Origin of the sequence: Pseudolactococcus hodotermopsidis, from assembly GCF_011170085.1 — a bacterium.
Classification (GTDB): Bacteria; Bacillota; Bacilli; order Lactobacillales; family Streptococcaceae; genus Pseudolactococcus; species Pseudolactococcus hodotermopsidis.
This window is the reverse complement of sequence record NZ_BLLI01000028.1, coordinates 1-16,001: the sequence shown is the minus strand read 5'-3', so window position 1 is coordinate 16,001 and position 16,001 is coordinate 1. Positions and strand designations below refer to the sequence as shown.

General features: G+C 38.1%; 13 protein-coding genes. All 13 read right to left on the bottom strand.

Annotated features, from left to right (window positions below; all coding sequences use genetic code 11):
- Window positions 1–21: 21 nt before the first annotated feature.
- A complete protein-coding gene (locus Hs30E_RS05660; RefSeq protein ID WP_172208692.1) occupies window positions 22–963 on the bottom strand; it encodes an HlyD family efflux transporter periplasmic adaptor subunit in 942 nt (313 codons plus the stop codon).
- 9 nt (window positions 964–972) lie between these two features.
- Window positions 973–1,287, bottom strand: coding sequence for a hypothetical protein (locus Hs30E_RS05655; protein ID WP_172208690.1), 315 nt, complete (start codon window positions 1,285–1,287; stop codon window positions 973–975).
- Window positions 1,288–1,642: 355 nt separating this feature from the next.
- Entirely contained in the window at window positions 1,643–3,787 is a 2,145-nt protein-coding gene (locus Hs30E_RS05650; RefSeq protein ID WP_172208688.1) for a peptide cleavage/export ABC transporter, read from the bottom strand.
- Window positions 3,788–4,641: 854 nt separating this feature from the next.
- Entirely contained in the window at window positions 4,642–5,367 is a 726-nt protein-coding gene (locus Hs30E_RS05645; RefSeq protein WP_172208686.1) for a CPBP family intramembrane glutamic endopeptidase, read from the bottom strand.
- Between the two features lie 179 nt (window positions 5,368–5,546).
- Window positions 5,547–5,954, bottom strand: coding sequence for a hypothetical protein (locus Hs30E_RS05640; RefSeq protein ID WP_172208684.1), 408 nt, complete (start codon window positions 5,952–5,954; stop codon window positions 5,547–5,549).
- 391 nt (window positions 5,955–6,345) lie between these two features.
- Window positions 6,346–6,513 (bottom strand): hypothetical protein, encoded by a 168-nt coding sequence (locus Hs30E_RS05635; RefSeq protein ID WP_172208682.1) that lies wholly within the window; start codon window positions 6,511–6,513, stop codon window positions 6,346–6,348.
- Window positions 6,514–6,950: 437 nt separating this feature from the next.
- The gene (locus Hs30E_RS05630) at window positions 6,951–7,175 is read right to left on the bottom strand and encodes a hypothetical protein (RefSeq protein ID WP_172208680.1); all 225 of its coding nucleotides are present in this window, start codon (window positions 7,173–7,175) and stop codon (window positions 6,951–6,953) included.
- Window positions 7,176–7,385: 210 nt separating this feature from the next.
- Window positions 7,386–7,550, bottom strand: a complete 165-nt coding sequence (locus Hs30E_RS05625; protein WP_172208678.1) for a class IIb bacteriocin, lactobin A/cerein 7B family — start codon at window positions 7,548–7,550, stop codon at window positions 7,386–7,388.
- Between the two features lie 402 nt (window positions 7,551–7,952).
- Window positions 7,953–8,636 (bottom strand): CPBP family intramembrane glutamic endopeptidase, encoded by a 684-nt coding sequence (locus Hs30E_RS05620; RefSeq protein ID WP_172208676.1) that lies wholly within the window; start codon window positions 8,634–8,636, stop codon window positions 7,953–7,955.
- A gap of 202 nt (window positions 8,637–8,838) precedes the next feature.
- Window positions 8,839–9,438: a recombination mediator RecR gene (gene recR, locus Hs30E_RS05615; RefSeq protein ID WP_172208674.1), complete on the bottom strand. Its 600-nt coding sequence runs from the start codon at window positions 9,436–9,438 to the stop codon at window positions 8,839–8,841.
- A 66-nt stretch (window positions 9,439–9,504) separates the two neighbouring features.
- The gene (locus Hs30E_RS05610; RefSeq protein WP_172208672.1) at window positions 9,505–11,634 is read right to left on the bottom strand and encodes a penicillin-binding transpeptidase domain-containing protein; all 2,130 of its coding nucleotides are present in this window, start codon (window positions 11,632–11,634) and stop codon (window positions 9,505–9,507) included.
- Between the two features lie 118 nt (window positions 11,635–11,752).
- Window positions 11,753–12,883, bottom strand: a complete 1,131-nt coding sequence (locus Hs30E_RS05605) for a family 8 glycosyl hydrolase (RefSeq protein ID WP_172208670.1) — start codon at window positions 12,881–12,883, stop codon at window positions 11,753–11,755.
- A gap of 3 nt (window positions 12,884–12,886) precedes the next feature.
- The gene (locus Hs30E_RS05600) at window positions 12,887–15,712 is read right to left on the bottom strand and encodes a glycosyl hydrolase 115 family protein (protein WP_172208668.1); all 2,826 of its coding nucleotides are present in this window, start codon (window positions 15,710–15,712) and stop codon (window positions 12,887–12,889) included.
- Window positions 15,713–16,001 lie beyond the last annotated feature (289 nt).

Sequence of the window (16,001 nt, the reverse complement as noted above, 5' to 3'; positions counted from 1 at the left end):
CATTTTCTATTTTTGTTACGCTTAATGATTACCAAAAATCTTATCTTTGTAATAGTTAAAGAAAGTTTTCTTGTCAATAATACTTGAAATGCGACCTTGCATGCCATAAATCAACTTTTTCTTGTCCGCGGCTTTGGGATAAATTTCAGCCTTTATCTGAAAAATATTTTGTCCCTCAACTACTGTCGCTGATTTGGCGATTTCCTTGACTTTACCTGTTATAACCAGTTGCTCGCTCAATTTCTTATCCGAAGTAAAGCGAATCTTCTGACCTTTTTTCAGCCCTGTCAATGCACTCGAATCAACATAATAAACGACTTCAAGTTTTGTTTTATCCGTGATATTAGGCAAAATCTCGGCAATCATCGTCCCTGTCGGAATAATCTTCTTATTCTTATTTTCTTCGTCTAATTTTATTATACCAGATTCTTGGGCAACTACCTTATTATTTTTTTGCGTTTCTTGCGCTAAAACGAGATTTTGTGCAAGTTCTTCTTTTTTCGTCTTTAATTCGACCAATTCTTTGTCAGCGGTTGCTAATTGCGCCGTTTTGAGATTGTCAAGTTTTGACGTCAAACTATCGTTAAAAGATTGATACGTGCCACTACTCGCTCTTTGCGTATTCAAACTTGATAAAGTCAGCTCTAGCTGCTCAATTTCTTGTGTGAGCAGGTCGCGCTTATCCTTATCTTTTTCAGCAGCACGTTTCGCGTTTTTATCGTCAATTTTTTGGCAAAGCGCATTGATTTCATCACTGACAGCATTTTGTGCACTCGTAACAGTTGAGTTTTGATTGCTAATATCAGCATTTGCCTTAGCAAATTCCTTACTTGTCAGCTCAATCTGACTGAGATAATTGCCAAGTGTGCTTTGATAGCCAAAGTCATCAGTCGTCTCAAATGTCTGTGTGTCCGTGTTAAGTCCATTTTTCAGCGTTTCTAAGTCTGCAAGTTGCTTATCCACTTGCTCGATTTACCTCGAAATGTTATTGATTTCCGAATCTGTAATCGTCCCCGAATAAGCAAGTAACGTCTGACCTTTTTCAACATAAACATTGTTGGTTAGGTGATTTTCGATAATTTTATTATCACTTGTTGACTGAATTTTCGCAATCCGATGTGCTGGCACAATTTCTCCGACCGACTTAATCGTAATTTCCCTCTTAGCAAAAAGGGAAAAGACAATCAAGAAAGTAAATAAGAGAAATGTCGGCAGAATCAGATAAACCGAGAAATTGCCGTAGCGCCGTTTATAAAATTCAGCACTTTCAAATAAATTTTGATTCATATCCTATCCTTTCTTTCCAAATATTTCTTATAGGCGCAATAGAGCCAATACCAAAAGCAAAAGCCAATGATGTCCAGCAACTCCTCAAGGTCTATAAACTCCTGAATCACAAGTAAATGTAAACAATTCATGGTAAGAACCATTCCTAAAAATGATTGCACAAGTCTTTTTAAGATTGTCCTGTCAAAAAGACAATTTTTTAACTGTTTAAGCATGTTATTTCCTCCTAGATGACTTGCCAAATATTTTTTCCAAAATGGCAAACGAGATAACCACTATAGCAAGAGCGTAAACAATAAACATGATAACTGATGTGAGAAATGTTAGTGTCATTTTTATCTCCCCTTTTCTATGTTTACAAAGCAACCATTTCTTGGTATTGTCCACCAAGCGCCAATAATTCCTCGTGACTACCTGCTTCCATAATCTGCCCTTGCTCAAGCAAGATAATCCGATCACTTTTGGCTGCGATTGACAATCTGTGGGCGACAAAGATAATCGTTTTGTCAAGTTTGAGCAGATTATCAATGACTTTTTTCTCGGTGAAAACATCAAGTGAACTCGTCGCCTCATCAAGTATCAAAACATCAGAATCGGTCAAAATCGCACGCGCTAAGGCAATCCGCTGTTTCTGACCACCCGAGATACCTGTGCCGTCGGTGATTTCCGTGTTATAATTCATCGGCATTCCTTCAATATCTGCCCGAATTTCCGCAAGCTCACAAGCCGCCATGATGTCTTGCGCCGTTAAGTCTTTTTTAGCGCCAAGTGTTAGATTTTCCATGATAGACCCCGTGAAAATGTACGGTTGCTGCGGCACATAGTTGATTTTTTGACGAAGCGTTTTTTTATCAATGCTTTTAATATCTTGATTGTTAATCTTGACTACACCGTGACTTGCCTCAAAAAAGTTGACAATGAGCTTGGCAAGCGTTGTCTTACCGCTACCACTTGCACCAATCAGCGCCAATTTTTCGCCCGCTTTAATCTCAAGTCCAATTTCCTTTAACGTATCACGACCAAAACCATATTTGTAGCTCACATCGTCAAATGAAATGCTATCAATCTTATCAAGCTCAGCCACAAAACTTTCATCTTGAAACTCTGACTCAACAAGATAAACTTCATTCAAACGATTATTTGCTACCTTGGCTTGCTGAATTTTCGTCTGCAAATTGATGATATTTTCCAGTGGCGTGGTAAAATAAGATAACAAAGTATTATAAGTAATCAGCTGACCAAGCGAAATTTTATCACTCATGACAAGTCTTGCACCAAAATATAATATCACAACATTTAATATCAATTTCAGCGACTGTTTGAGCGCCGTTTGAATGGCCTCGTAACGTTCGCGTTTGAAAGAAAATTTCAGATAAGAAATAAATTCTCGGTCAATTTTCTGATAGGAAGTTGCTTCACTGGTCAGACTTTTAAGCGTTTCAATGCCGTTTACGTCCTCAATGATTGCTGAGTTCAAAAGTGAATTGCTCTGCATGACTTGAGCATTCATTTTCTGAAAAGGTTTGATGAAAAGGATAACAATCAGCGCATAAATTGGAATTGAAATCAAGGTTAATAAAAAGAGAGTCGTATTTTGGACAAATAGGAAAACACCGACGATAACCACGATTGACACATCTAGGAAGATTGACAGTATCGTACTTGCTAGCGCATCAATGATTGAGTTGGCATCATTGAACCGCGATAAGATTTCCCCTGTTCGCCGTGTGGCGAAAAAACTCATCGGCAACTCGAAAATGTGGCGAATATAAGATAAAATAACATCAATTGACAAGCGTTGCCCGAAAATGTTAAGCAGATAAGTCTGCGCATAACTCAAGATTTGTTGCAAAATGTAAGTGATAATCAAACCAAGCGAGATAATGCCAAGCGTTGATTTCATCTGATTTGGCACATAATCATCAATGATACTCTGCAAATAATACGACCCAGCAATATTGATAGCTGTTACAAGTAAGGAGGCGATAACAATATTAAAAATCAGCCCTCTTTGCTTGGTCAATAGCGGTATAAAACTCAAGAGACCATTTTTCTCATCTTTTTCAGCCTGATAGTTAGGTGACGGTGCAACGAAAATTGCCACTCCCGACCATTCAGCCGCAAACTTTTCCTTACTCATCTTGGTCAGCCCAACATCTGGGTCAGGATCAGCAATGATAAGTTTATCTTTTTTGACACCATAAACAACATAGTAATGGAGATATTTGCCGTCCTTAGTCACATGAGCAATAAATGGATAGGGAATATCCGTCATCTCAAACAAGGTCATATCGGCTTGAAGTGCACGTGTCTCAAAATTCAGTAACTCCGCCGCTCGCACAATTCCTAGCGCCGTCGTCCCCTCCATATCCGTCTTTGCTAATTCCCGCAAATGCGCCAAGGAAAAATCCGAGCCATAATTTTTCGCAATCGTTGCTAAAGCTGCTACACCGCAATCTCTTTGATCAACTTGCTGAACATATTTATATCTTTTTAGCATCTTTTTAGCATCTTTTTTTCCTATCTATTTTGTTTTTGTTCTTAACTCTATTATAGTCGAAAATTAAAACTTTATTTCCAAAATACCAAAAACGACCTAAAATATGCCATGAATGACATTTTTATAACTTGCTTTTACCACATTTTCTTACCTTCAAATATCAATAAGACATATAAAAAAACATTTAAATCTAATTTTAAGATTTAAATGTTTTTTGAGTTAAAAGTTAAATATAATAAACGTTAAATCGGTGGTCCTTTAATGTTCACAAGTTCGCCATTGCTCGAATGTGTCAATTTTGTTTTAAATTTCATCTTCTTTTCCTCTTTCAAATTCTAAAGTTCATCGCTACGATTTGTCTATATGATTAGTATACCGCAATCTCAGAAAAATAATTGCCAAATACCAAAAACGACTTAAAATATGCCAGATTTGACCAAAACTTTGTATGAACGACATTGACAAACCACGAACGACATTTTTAAATTAAAAAATAGCCAAGCATCAGGCTTGAGCATTTTCTTTTACAACTATTTCATAAACATTCAGATTATGAAAATTTCCAAATACTAACTATGATAAAGATGGTCCTTTAATCATCTCAAGCCCGCCACCAGTCAGAGCAATCAATTTTGCGTTTACTTTATCCAAGTTCATCATCTTACCTATCCATTTCTTTTCTCAACACACGAATGACATCATTATTTATTAAAATAATAAATAATCACAGCAAACGCACCTGTCATCGCACCTGCTATAAAAATAATAACACCATATTTCGAAAGAAAAAACTTACTTTTGTTTGCCATTTTTGTATTCTCCTTTTTTATAAATGTTTCTAAAAGAATTTAAGTCTACGAAATTTCATTAAATATCTGAATGAAACCAATCAGATTATTAAATATGTGAAAGCAAATAGCATACTCTATCCGTTTTGTACGATAACAAATAATCCCTAAAATGGTCGCAAGAGTGCCATATTCGATAAAACTCCCTATATTATTCGGACCATGTACCAATGTGAATAGTAACGCAGTCACTAGGAAGCCAATTTTAGGATAATTTTTTAGCGCCATGCTTTGAAGATAGCCTCTAAAAATATATTCTTCCACAATTGGCGCAAATATAACAATTTGCATGAAAAATAAAACTATTGCCATATTCTTTCCCATCTCAATGACCAACTCTTGATTCTCGGGAATCTGTTCCCCCATAAAAAGCTGAGCAACAAATAGTCCGCAAAAGTTTAACAAATTGCCACCTATGAGATAGATAACACATTTTTTTATGTCAATTGATTTTAAATCCAACTCAATCCAACTCAATTTTTTGAAAATCCAAATAAATAACCAAATGGCAACTAAGATAGCAACACCACCTAAAAGTGTCTGAAAGACTGGTTCTTTAATAGCCAGACTAAGCACTGATATAACTTGGGCAAATTCATATAGTAAGAATAATGCCAAAAATGTACACACACACTTTATTATTTTTGTCACTTTTCCACCACTAGATTTAACGACGACATCGCCATTTTCATTTCGACGTTCAACATCTTTTAACAGTTCTTCGTTATACATCATACTCTCCTTATTTTCTTCATACTACTTCAATGGTATCATCAGTTGAACCTGTATCAATAACAATAAATTCATCAAACTTAATAAGTGAAGCAGTATTTTTTATTTTTTCCTTATATTGAAAAGAAAGCCAGATTACTTACCATCCGACTCTCTTATTTTTCTGACTACTTATAATTTCACTCTGGGAAAAGTAAAACTAATACTACGAAGAAAAGGATAATCCCTAGCGCAATCATAAGATTTCTTACCCAGTGCCCTGCATCAAGCGAAGTTCTTCGGATACCAGAAATATGGACACTACTATTTTTCCACAATTCTTCACTCGTATAAGTATCTTTATCATTCACAATCAACATGCCATCAGATGTAATTTTGAATGCATTTCCAAAAAAGGAGATTGTCGGTGATACGAGAAGCGTTCGCTTTGTTCCAGCCGTCACTGCGCTATCTCCGCCAAAAGCATTGACATACTGTGTTAAATAATGAGAAGATAAGTAACGTCGCTCCCCATTATCAAAATCAAGCATGAGGAGATTGTTAGGCAATGATGCAGCCTTTATAACTTTCGGAATTTCATTATTCATAAAATTTATCCTCTTCTGATATTAAAAACAATTTTATCATATTCAAACTATTTCTATAATAAAAATTGGTTTTCCAATTTCGTGAATTATCATTCACTGCAACAAATAACTAAAATAATTTCTTCAACTCGAGTTTAAAGTAATTATTTCAAGCAACAGCTGACCAACCAGTAAACTCATTTGTTTACGTACTTAGTATATCACAATCTCAGAAAAAAAGTTTCCAAATACCAAAAACGACCTAAAATATGCCAAATTTGACCAAAACTTTGTATGAACGACATTTATATGCCATGAATGACATGGAATTGGCATAAAAGTTTTTGATATTTACACGAAAAACATCCAAACTGACCGTTTGAATGTCTTTAACTTATATTAACAGCAGTCATCATAAATCATGAATCGCTAGAAAGAAAATGATGACAAGTGGCGGAGGCAATACGTTTACCAAATAATTCGAGCCCATCACATCTTCTATTATAATCGTGAGAATATAGATGATAAACAGTCCCAGAAAAAAATTTTTCCGATTTGAGGCTGGGGTTTTGATTTTCATGTTTGATTTCCTTAAATTTGACTATTATTCTGTTTTAATTTATAGTCTTCGTACTTAATCTGAATTATCTTTGCAATCAGAATAAATGTGAGTATAAACATGACTACTTTTTAAAAGATAAACTTCACTTTCGAGATACCTATTATTTTTTAACTAACAGCATGTAAGCAGCTACAGCAAATATACCCGTTAAGATACCGGCAATAAACACAATACTACCATATTTTGAAATGGTCGGCATGATCTTTTTTAACATAATTTTCCCCAAATCTCTAGATTATAATTTTATCCACTGGCAAAATTTAATAACGCCAATGGTTGCACCTGCACCTAAAACTGCACTGCCTACATAAACTAGGACAGGAACTATCCCACCAGTACAGTTTTCCAATTATTTTATCAAAAATGATTTAAAAGTCTTTCCATCATTTTTGACATTACAATAAGATAATCGCAGATATTCGCCACTCAGGTAGCAATAGTTGTTTATCCTGTTTAGTGATTATTACATAATTATCACCAATTTCTACTATATCACTGGAATGATAAGAATTTTCAGAAATAAAATACTCTCGCCAACTTTGTGCAGCTGAAGCTTTTACAATAAATCTAAAACTTTTTTTCTCTGCCATAAGCTTCTGAAGTTTTTGCATCAATGTCATATTAATCATCCCTTCTGTTTAAGTAACATAGAAATTCCACAACCTATACCAATAATAACTGGTAAATGAAGTGATTGGCGAAAAACAACAAGTGTCAATAATTCAATCCCTACCATCAAGAATATTAAGGCACATATTGTAATTTGAATAGGATTGAAATTATTTTTTCTTAGCATATGTTATTCCTCTTTCTTACTAAAATATTTCCTCTTATTTTAAGAGATTGCCCACAAAACTTCCAACAGCATATCCGGCAGCATAAACAGCACCAATAGCTTTAACCAAGTTCCCCACATTTATCGCCCCACCTTCAACCATCATCATCTCATCTTTAGTAAGTGATGAAAAGTTATCAAGTCCAGCTACGTTATTCAATGTTGTGTTGTCATATTATTTTCTCCTATAATTCAAGACGACATTTCCTATAAAAAGAAAGTCAGTCAATTGCGTTTTCGTAAGTTCTCACTCACTGCGATAGATGATTTACCTCTTAGCTCGCCTTTTAAAACCAAGCAAGCTATTTCAGAACCAACACGTATTTCTTTTAAATTTGAGACCAGCTTTCTTACAATTAAGAAAGTCGGTCAGCTGCTTTGTCGGCGCCAACTCAAGTCAACTCATTTCGTTTATATATTTAGTATATCACAATCTCAGAAAAAAAGTTTCCAAATACCAAAAACGACCTAAAATATGCCAGATTTGACCAAAACTTTGTATGAACGACATTTACAGACCACGAACGACATTAAATTAAACAAAAAAAGCAAGTTTTGAGATTTATTTCAGTAATAACTTTAAAATCGCTAGCAAAACACTTTTACCATTATCTATCATATGAATTGCCGTACTCGTTCCTAAACTATCAGTTTTGGTATAAACAAAAGCTAAAACAGCACCTGTCCCCGCATAAATAATCCAACTTCCAATATTACTTGGATTATGGGAAAGTCCAAATATAACAGCAGACGTTATACAACCAAGAAATTTATGTTTAGAAAATAATTTACCAATAATCAAACCACGAAAGACAAACTCTTCAACAATTGGTGCTAAAAGAGCAATCATTAAACTGTATGGAAGTAACGGAATAGATTTAAACACTTCATCAAGTGCCTGTTGATTAACTGTATTTGTCTTGCCAGTAATCACTATAAGAGATGCACCAATAACCGTTGCGATAAATACGCCAATAACTCCTAAAAGTACAGTACCTATAAACTTAGGAATACTTGTTTTTAGCTTAAAATCAGTTAATTGCATTTTTTTTGCTAAAAAAAGAGTAAGGATACAAAACAAGATAATGAGAAGCGAAAACATAATATTTAATACGATATTATATTCCAAATTTAATAGATCTGGTCGTGCAATTAGGACTGTTAAAAGTTGCTCAGCTACTAATACAGCTAAACCGATAAAGAGGTACTTTAATTTTGTCAGAAAGAATTTGCTTTTGTTTGCCATGTTTGTGTTCTCCTTTTTATGAACGAGTGTTGTTATTGTTTATATTCTTAGTATATCGTAATCTTGGAAAAAAGTTTCCAAATACCAAAAACGACCTAAAATATGCCAGATTTGACCAAAACTTTGTATGAACGACATTTACAGACCACGAACGACACATTTTAGAGACAAAAAAACTGCTTTCGCAGATTTTTATCCCTCCTCAAATCTCTTGCCGATTCTCAACCGCCTTACTCAAGGTCACCTCATCAGCATACTCAATATCGCTGCCAACCGCCAAACCACGCGCCAGACGCGTAACTTTAATGCCCGCAGGCTTAATCATCCGCGCCAAATACATGGCAGTTGCCTCGCCGTCGCTCGTTGCATTCGTTGCAATGATAATCTCCATAACCTCACTGTCCATGAGCCGTGTAATCAGGGTTTTAACATTAATATCATCAGGACTGACACCATTCATCGGGCTAATCGTGCCATGCAAAACGTGATAAAGCCCCGTATATTCACGAATCTTCTCCATTGCTAACACATCTTTAGACGCCTCAACAACAAAAATCGTCGTCTGATCGCGCGTTTCATCCGTGCAAATGTTACAGGGGTCAGCATCCGTCAGATTACCGCAAATACTACAAAAATGCAAATCACGCTTAGCCGACAAGAGATTTGCCGCAAAAGCGTTGACATCATCATCCGACATGCCAATCGTATAAAAGGCAAGCCGAGTCGCCGTTTTTTGACCAATACCAGGGAGCTTTGAGTAAGATTCAATCAGCTTTGCAATCGGTTCAGGGTAGTAAGCCATAAATTAGTCTTGATTTTCAAAAACAAGTCTAATTTTTAGAATTGTTTTTAAAGCTCATCTCCTTTCTCATTTAAACTTGTACATCGTATTGTATAAATTGACAATATCACGCGTGATATATTGATTAGCATGCGTTGTTTCGCCGTCTTCTCTGATGATTGTATTAGGTACCATGACACCAATGGCGATTTGAGGATTTTCAGATGGTGCATACGCCACAACATTGTTGACTGACAAATAGACTGGCATACCATTTTCATTTAGCTTAAAGGTTTCTGATGTTCCTGTTTTAGCGTTGATATTCACGCTTGCATTCTCCATGATATTTTTCCCTGTTGCCATATTACCGCCGTGCGTTACCTGAAACATACCTTGCTGGAGCAGCTTGACATTTTCCAGATCAATGGCGACTGTATTCAGAGTTTTCGACTCAATTTTTTTCTCCAAAGTTCCCAAAGAACCGTCTGTATTATTACCATAAATTCCCTCAACGATATGTGGTGCAACACGTTTACCGTCATTGGCAATGGTTGCAGCATATTGTGCCAACTGTAAAGGCGTATAAGTGTCATACTGACCAAAACTTTCATCAAGGTAATTAGCAGCCGTTGGCTCTTCGCCTTTGAAACCTTTCGATTCGCCTGGCATATCAATGCCTGTCGCTGCGCCCAGACCATACTCCGCATAAGTACCACGCATTTTTTGGAAAGATTCCTCAAGTCTTGACGTAAAAATTCCCATCCCTCTTTGATAAGGCTGACCCAAAATATTAAGCGCCGTTTGAATCATATACGTATTTGATGAATATTCCAAGGCTTGAACAGCCGAAATCGGCGTCACTTGCCCCCGAGTAAACCAAGACTGTTTGACAGCAGAACCTTGAATCTCAATCGGTTGGTCATCAAGCACCTGATTACCAGAAAGCACACCATTTTCCCAACCAGCCGTAATTGTTCCCATCTTGACAACAGAACCAGGGACAAAACCATTTTGAATCGTCCCCAACACATCATTTTTGATGTCATCCGTTGCCATATCATGCGAAATTCCCGCCATGGCATAAATCTCACCTGTTGTCGGGTTCATGACAACAGCATAAGCACCGTCAGAGTAGGTAGCATAACCCTCAGCCTGCATCATCTCAAAATTGTTCCTCAAAATATTTTGCACACCCTCTTGAAATTCTGGATCGATGGTCAACTTGATATTTTTACCTTTCTTACCTTTGGTGAGCGTTTTTTCATTCGTTACATTCCCATTTTTATCAACAGTAACTTGTTTGACAGTATTTTTTCCGTGAAGAATTTCCTCATAACCTTTTTCAAGGTAAGATGTCCCTACACGGTCATTGAGCGAGTAACCTTTTGCTAGATAATCGTCAAGAACTTCTAGGGGTATCCCCGTTTTTTCACTCGTAACAGTACCAATAATACTGGTCAATGGCGAAACAGTATATTCACGCTCCCAAGTCGTCCCAACCCCAATACCATTGAGTGTTCGCTCATTTTCAGCCAAAACAGCCTGTTGCGCTGCTGTAAAAGTACCTGATGCAATGATTGTCGTCGCAAAATTCGACGTTGCGTTCATCCGTTTGAAAAGTTTAGCCGCAAGTTCCGTATCAGCATTGTAAGTGATTTCCTTATCCGTCACTTTTTCGATATATTTAGCGTATAACTTGCTCTCTGGCAACTTTTCGCCTGTTTTTTTATCAATTTTTTCTTTCGCCGTCAAACGCGCTTGCACCATGGCAAGATTCTCAGGACTAGCAAGAAAGAAGTCCTTTTTATCACGCTCGGTCAGGGTATCTGTCTTGACCGAATCAGGAATAATCGTAACTAGCTTAATCGCAATCTGTCGCATCTCATCAGCAGTAACTGTGTTCCCCCGTGTAAAAGTAATTGTTTGAATCGCTTTATTGGTTACAAGTGGCTGATTTTTGGCATCATAAATCTGACCACGCGCCGTCCCTTCTGTAAGCGTTGACAAAGTACCTGATGTGACTAATTTTTCTTCATAAAAGGCTTTATTTCTAATTTGCATTTGATAAAGTCTGCCAACCAAAATCAAAAACAAAGCAAAAATGATAAAAAACAGGGCATTGACCCGTTTTAAAATGACTTTCGAGGGATTATTATGTAAAGCTTTGAGTAATTTCTTTTCTTTAGCTGTTGCATTGATATTTTTTTTAGATTCCATTACTTACTATTATACGATAATTTTGGGTAAAAAAAAACTGCCAAAATTGACAGTCTCAACTTTTATTTTCTTGAAAACTTTCACATTCACAAAGCGTTTAGCAGTAATGTAAATATGATTAGATGACGTTATATTTCCCACCCAAAGCCATTAAAGCAAAGAGATACAAGAGATTGTCATAATAACGCAATTTGCCAACGATTGGTTTGGCATCCCACAATAATTGGGCAAAATAATCGCCGTTTTCATCATCTGTGATGAGAGACCCTTGCGCTAAACCACTGAGTAAGGCAAGCGGATGTTTGACATAAGTCAAATCTTGTCCGTCCTCGGTCTGACCAGTTAAAATTTGCCTACCATCAATTTCAAAAACGGGAATCGTACTTAATGTTATCAAGGGTTTGTAGAATTTTTGCAAGGCTTTGACACGTGGTTTCAAGGCGCTATTTACACCAAACCAAGCCCAATCTAAACCGATATTTGCGCTGACACGATAAGAATCGCTGAAGAATTTGTCATGACCACGCACGATTGCGGGTGTGCCGTCATAATTGGCATATTCTGCTGCCATACCTGTCTCTGCGTTCATGGCTTTGAGCAAATAATCTCGGCTATCAACGGCTGCGCGCTTGAAAAAGTCGCGGTCAATTTCATTGCCATATTTGGCGTACAAGTCGTAGAAATGTGGCACGTGATAAGACGGATCGCTAATTGCCATTTCAGCGACAAATTTGATATAAGTCGTTTTAGGATCAAACATAGGCTGACCACCACTGGTATCACTTGGATCGCCTTTATGCACCATTTGCGTTAGCAAGTCACGCGCCTGTTTGCCATAATCTAGTTCGCCTGTCCCATTGCCCCAACGTTTTTCAGCAAAGAGCAAAGCCATGGCAAAGAACTCCTCGCCATCTGGTGCGCTCCCTTCGGAATTACTGCGTCCATCATTGAAACACGACCAGCGGAAATAACCCGCATTTGCCCCGCTTGTCATCAACATATAACGGTTGACCCAGCGCCACAAACGATCAAACAACTCTTTTTTGTCAAGCTGAACGGCAATCATCATCCCATAAGACATACCCTCCGTGCGCACATCGTTATTGCCTGTGTCCTCTAACCAACCAAGATCGTCTTTTTCATGGTAAATGCGAACCGTTTCATCGCCGTAAAATAGCGCATTGAACTCATCTTCGATCCGTTTTGCAATGTCTTTTTCTGTGTAACCTAATTTTTCAAAATAACTCATATTTTACTTTCTATATAAATAACTTGGTTTTGCGCCCAAATAGTTCTGAATTGTGCCACCTTTGGCTAATTTTGGTACGTCGTACTCCTCTTTTGCACCATGTGTGCCTGCTTGGAACATCACATCAACGATACTATTGTCGCCTGACCAGTCCGTTGGGCCAACCAAGACAAGTGGTACTTCTCCGCCGTCTTCAGCAGTAATGGTTGGTTGACCAAAAGTTGCCAGCTGAACTTTTTGCAAGACAAGACCATCATCAACCATGTAAATACGAATTTTATAAGTCCCACTCGTTGGTATCTCATGGTGCGACAAACAGATGTTACCATTCCGAATCGTCGCCGTATGCACTGCCGTATCCACACCATCACTCCAAGTATAACCACTGCCATTCATAATCATAAAATCATCTGACAAGATATTCACAACTTGAACATCATCCAAAGGTGTCTCGTTTGTTGCCTCAACCAACTGAATCGCATAGCGCAAATGGGTCAAATCACTATTAACTGGCGATGTTGATGGTGCAAATTGTGTGACAATCGTTGCTGTTCCCGCCGTTTTGACGTAAATGTTAAAGTCAACATAGGCGTTGTCACGCACATCAATTGTTGTCGGATGAACATCTACTTGGTCTGGTTGAACTTTTAGGGCTGATTTTTCGCGACCATAGTTAGGCAAAATTGTCCAAGTTGCGCCATTTTTAGCTGGCTTTGTCGCTGCGAAATCTGTGGCAAGAATTGAAATCACACCGTCATTTTCAATCGCTGTTTTATCTGGCAAGTCTGTGTTAATGTCTGCTAGGACTGCTGCCGTTTGCTTCTTAATCTCAACTTTCTGTCCCATTGGCTTGTCTGCAAAAGAGAAATCTAGCATGTTAGAGGGCTTAAACTCAAATTGCTCAAGCGGCGAATGCCAAGTCGTTTGGCCGAGATGAAATTCCATGCCATAGCCATAATATTTGCCGTCGTGTAAGCCATAATTGAGGTAATCGTTAATGGCTGTGTCTTCTGCCAGAGCTTTACGGGCGCGTTTTTCGCTGTTTTCGGGATCAATGCCATTTTTTTGGTAGCCGAGGTTAATCATGATCTTAGCCACATTGGCGCAAGCATGAACGGGGTAGTAAACGAACTGATAAAAGCTGTCATGAACCTCGCTCGGGCAGTGATCAAGGAGCTGTGTGACAAGCGTGTCAAGTTGTTGCCACGACTCTAGGTAAGTTTGCGCCTCACCGTCAAGGACGTTGAAGTCATCGAAACCGAGCCATTCTGGCTTGCGAACGGCATTTAGGCGTGGATATTCTGCCAAAACATGCGTGATTTTTTGCAAATCGTCTGCCGCAAAATAGTCCGTAAACTCACGCGCTGTAAATTCCTTGGCAAAATCAGCCGTTCCCTCAATCGTCCCATAATGGTCAATGTCATAGCCAAGTTTGAACCAATGTTCAATCGGATATTGTAAAGGCATGAGATCGCCAACATTAACAATCCACAAATCTTGCACACCGTAATTGTATGCCATAAGCATTTGCTCACGCGTTTTTTCAATCGGGCTAGTATTGACCCAACGGAAATCTCGAGGTCCGCCATGATAATCAAAATGATAATACATGCCGAAACCGCCAGTTTGAAAATCACGCATTGCCTTGGTTGGCAAAGTCCGCAGATTACCATGATTATCATCACTGAGCAAAATCGTCACTTCTGCAGGAATTTCCTTGTTCAGCCCATGATAATAATAATTTTCAACTTCTTTGTAAAGGGCGAGAACTTGCGGTGTTTGACTCACATTCAAACCAGCATTTTCAAGAATTTTGCGTTGCGACTGAAAAACGTCACTGACAAGTTTGATATTGTCAGCCTCAGTCGTGCCAACAGGTGCAGCAAGTGAATCGCCAAGCCCACGAATGCCTAGGGTGTAAACATTTTCATTTTGACTGCGCGCATTAACATTTTCAGACCAAAATTCTGTCATTTTCTCGCCGTTTGTATAAAAATCCCATTTGAGTGGCGCGCCATCTGGCTCTGTATAGCCTTTTTGTTCAGCCCACCAGTGAAATTCCATATCACTTGAGACCATAAATTCTTGGTGCGTTGTCCCCATGACAATACCGTACTCGTCCGCCAATTCTGAGTTTTTCGGATCATCCGTCCAAAAAGCGTTCCCCCACATCGCAGGCCAGAGATAATTTCCCTTGAGCCGCAAAATCACATCAAAAATGTGGGTATAAAAATGGTGGTTAAACCCTTTGTTTGCTGTCGGGTTTTGGAGCGCACCATCCGCAAAAGCCTCTGGACCAAAGTTCTTCTCACAAAAACTTGTCAAGGCTGGCGCCTCGTCGTTGAGGAAAATACCACGATATTTGACTGACGGCGATTTTTGGAAAATCGTTTCTGGCACGCTAATACTAGCCGTCGGATTTTTAGGCATTGGCGCATCGCCAAAGAAAGTCCAAGGACTGACACCCATTTCATCAGACAGGCGATACAGACCGTAAACTGCACCACGGCGGTCGCTACCGACGATAATCAGCTGATTGTCAACTTGTTTGATGATGTAACTTTCCCATTGACCGTCAATTTTAGCAAGGTCATCAGCTGTGATTTTACCTGTGGCTTGCAATTCTGCGATGATTGCTTGAGCATTGGTCAGACTTGCCACGATGATAACGTGCGATTTTGTCAAATCTGTACTTGCTTTTGCAAGCACTTGTGTTTTTGTAACTGCTGTCATATCCGCTGCAACATTTTCCGCTGCATGGCTGACTGCTTTTGATTCATTTGGCGCATAGATAAGATTGCTCGAGGCAAATTCAAATTTTTGTAACATTTTTTATTTTTCCTTTTTCGATTATTTAAGAATTGTGATGATTTCTTATAGTTAAACTTCTGTTGATTCAGAAGTTTTTTTAATTTCCTGCCAATCGCTCCCCAATTTCTTGGTTTGATTAGCAAAGTCATAATAAACGGGTTTCTTGTCATAAAATAACTGCAATAGACTTCTCCCGAAATTAAATTTCGAAATTGATAATACCACAAATTAAGGACGCACGAAGTAAGTGCCTTTTTCTTCGATTACGATATTTCTGAGCCATACACTTAAAGGTTTTGATTTTAGC

What these genes read in the sequence shown, in the direction of transcription:
- Hs30E_RS05630 (WP_172208680.1), bottom strand. Translation starts at nt 7,175, where the DNA reads ATGACATTGATGCAAAAACTTCAGAAGCTTATGGCAGAGAAAAAAAGT.
- Hs30E_RS05605 (WP_172208670.1), bottom strand. Translation starts at nt 12,883, where the DNA reads ATGAGTTATTTTGAAAAATTAGGTTACACAGAAAAAGACATTGCAAAA.
- Hs30E_RS05640 (WP_172208684.1), bottom strand. Translation starts at nt 5,954, where the DNA reads ATGAATAATGAAATTCCGAAAGTTATAAAGGCTGCATCATTGCCTAAC.
- Hs30E_RS05610 (WP_172208672.1), bottom strand. Translation starts at nt 11,634, where the DNA reads ATGGAATCTAAAAAAAATATCAATGCAACAGCTAAAGAAAAGAAATTA.
- Hs30E_RS05655 (WP_172208690.1), bottom strand. Translation starts at nt 1,287, where the DNA reads ATGAATCAAAATTTATTTGAAAGTGCTGAATTTTATAAACGGCGCTAC.
- Hs30E_RS05645 (WP_172208686.1), bottom strand. Translation starts at nt 5,367, where the DNA reads ATGTATAACGAAGAACTGTTAAAAGATGTTGAACGTCGAAATGAAAAT.
- Hs30E_RS05635 (WP_172208682.1), bottom strand. Translation starts at nt 6,513, where the DNA reads ATGAAAATCAAAACCCCAGCCTCAAATCGGAAAAATTTTTTTCTGGGA.
- Hs30E_RS05650 (WP_172208688.1), bottom strand. Translation starts at nt 3,787, where the DNA reads ATGCTAAAAAGATATAAATATGTTCAGCAAGTTGATCAAAGAGATTGC.
- recR (WP_172208674.1), bottom strand. Translation starts at nt 9,438, where the DNA reads ATGGCTTACTACCCTGAACCGATTGCAAAGCTGATTGAATCTTACTCA.
- Hs30E_RS05620 (WP_172208676.1), bottom strand. Translation starts at nt 8,636, where the DNA reads ATGGCAAACAAAAGCAAATTCTTTCTGACAAAATTAAAGTACCTCTTT.
- Hs30E_RS05600 (WP_172208668.1), bottom strand. Translation starts at nt 15,712, where the DNA reads ATGTTACAAAAATTTGAATTTGCCTCGAGCAATCTTATCTATGCGCCA.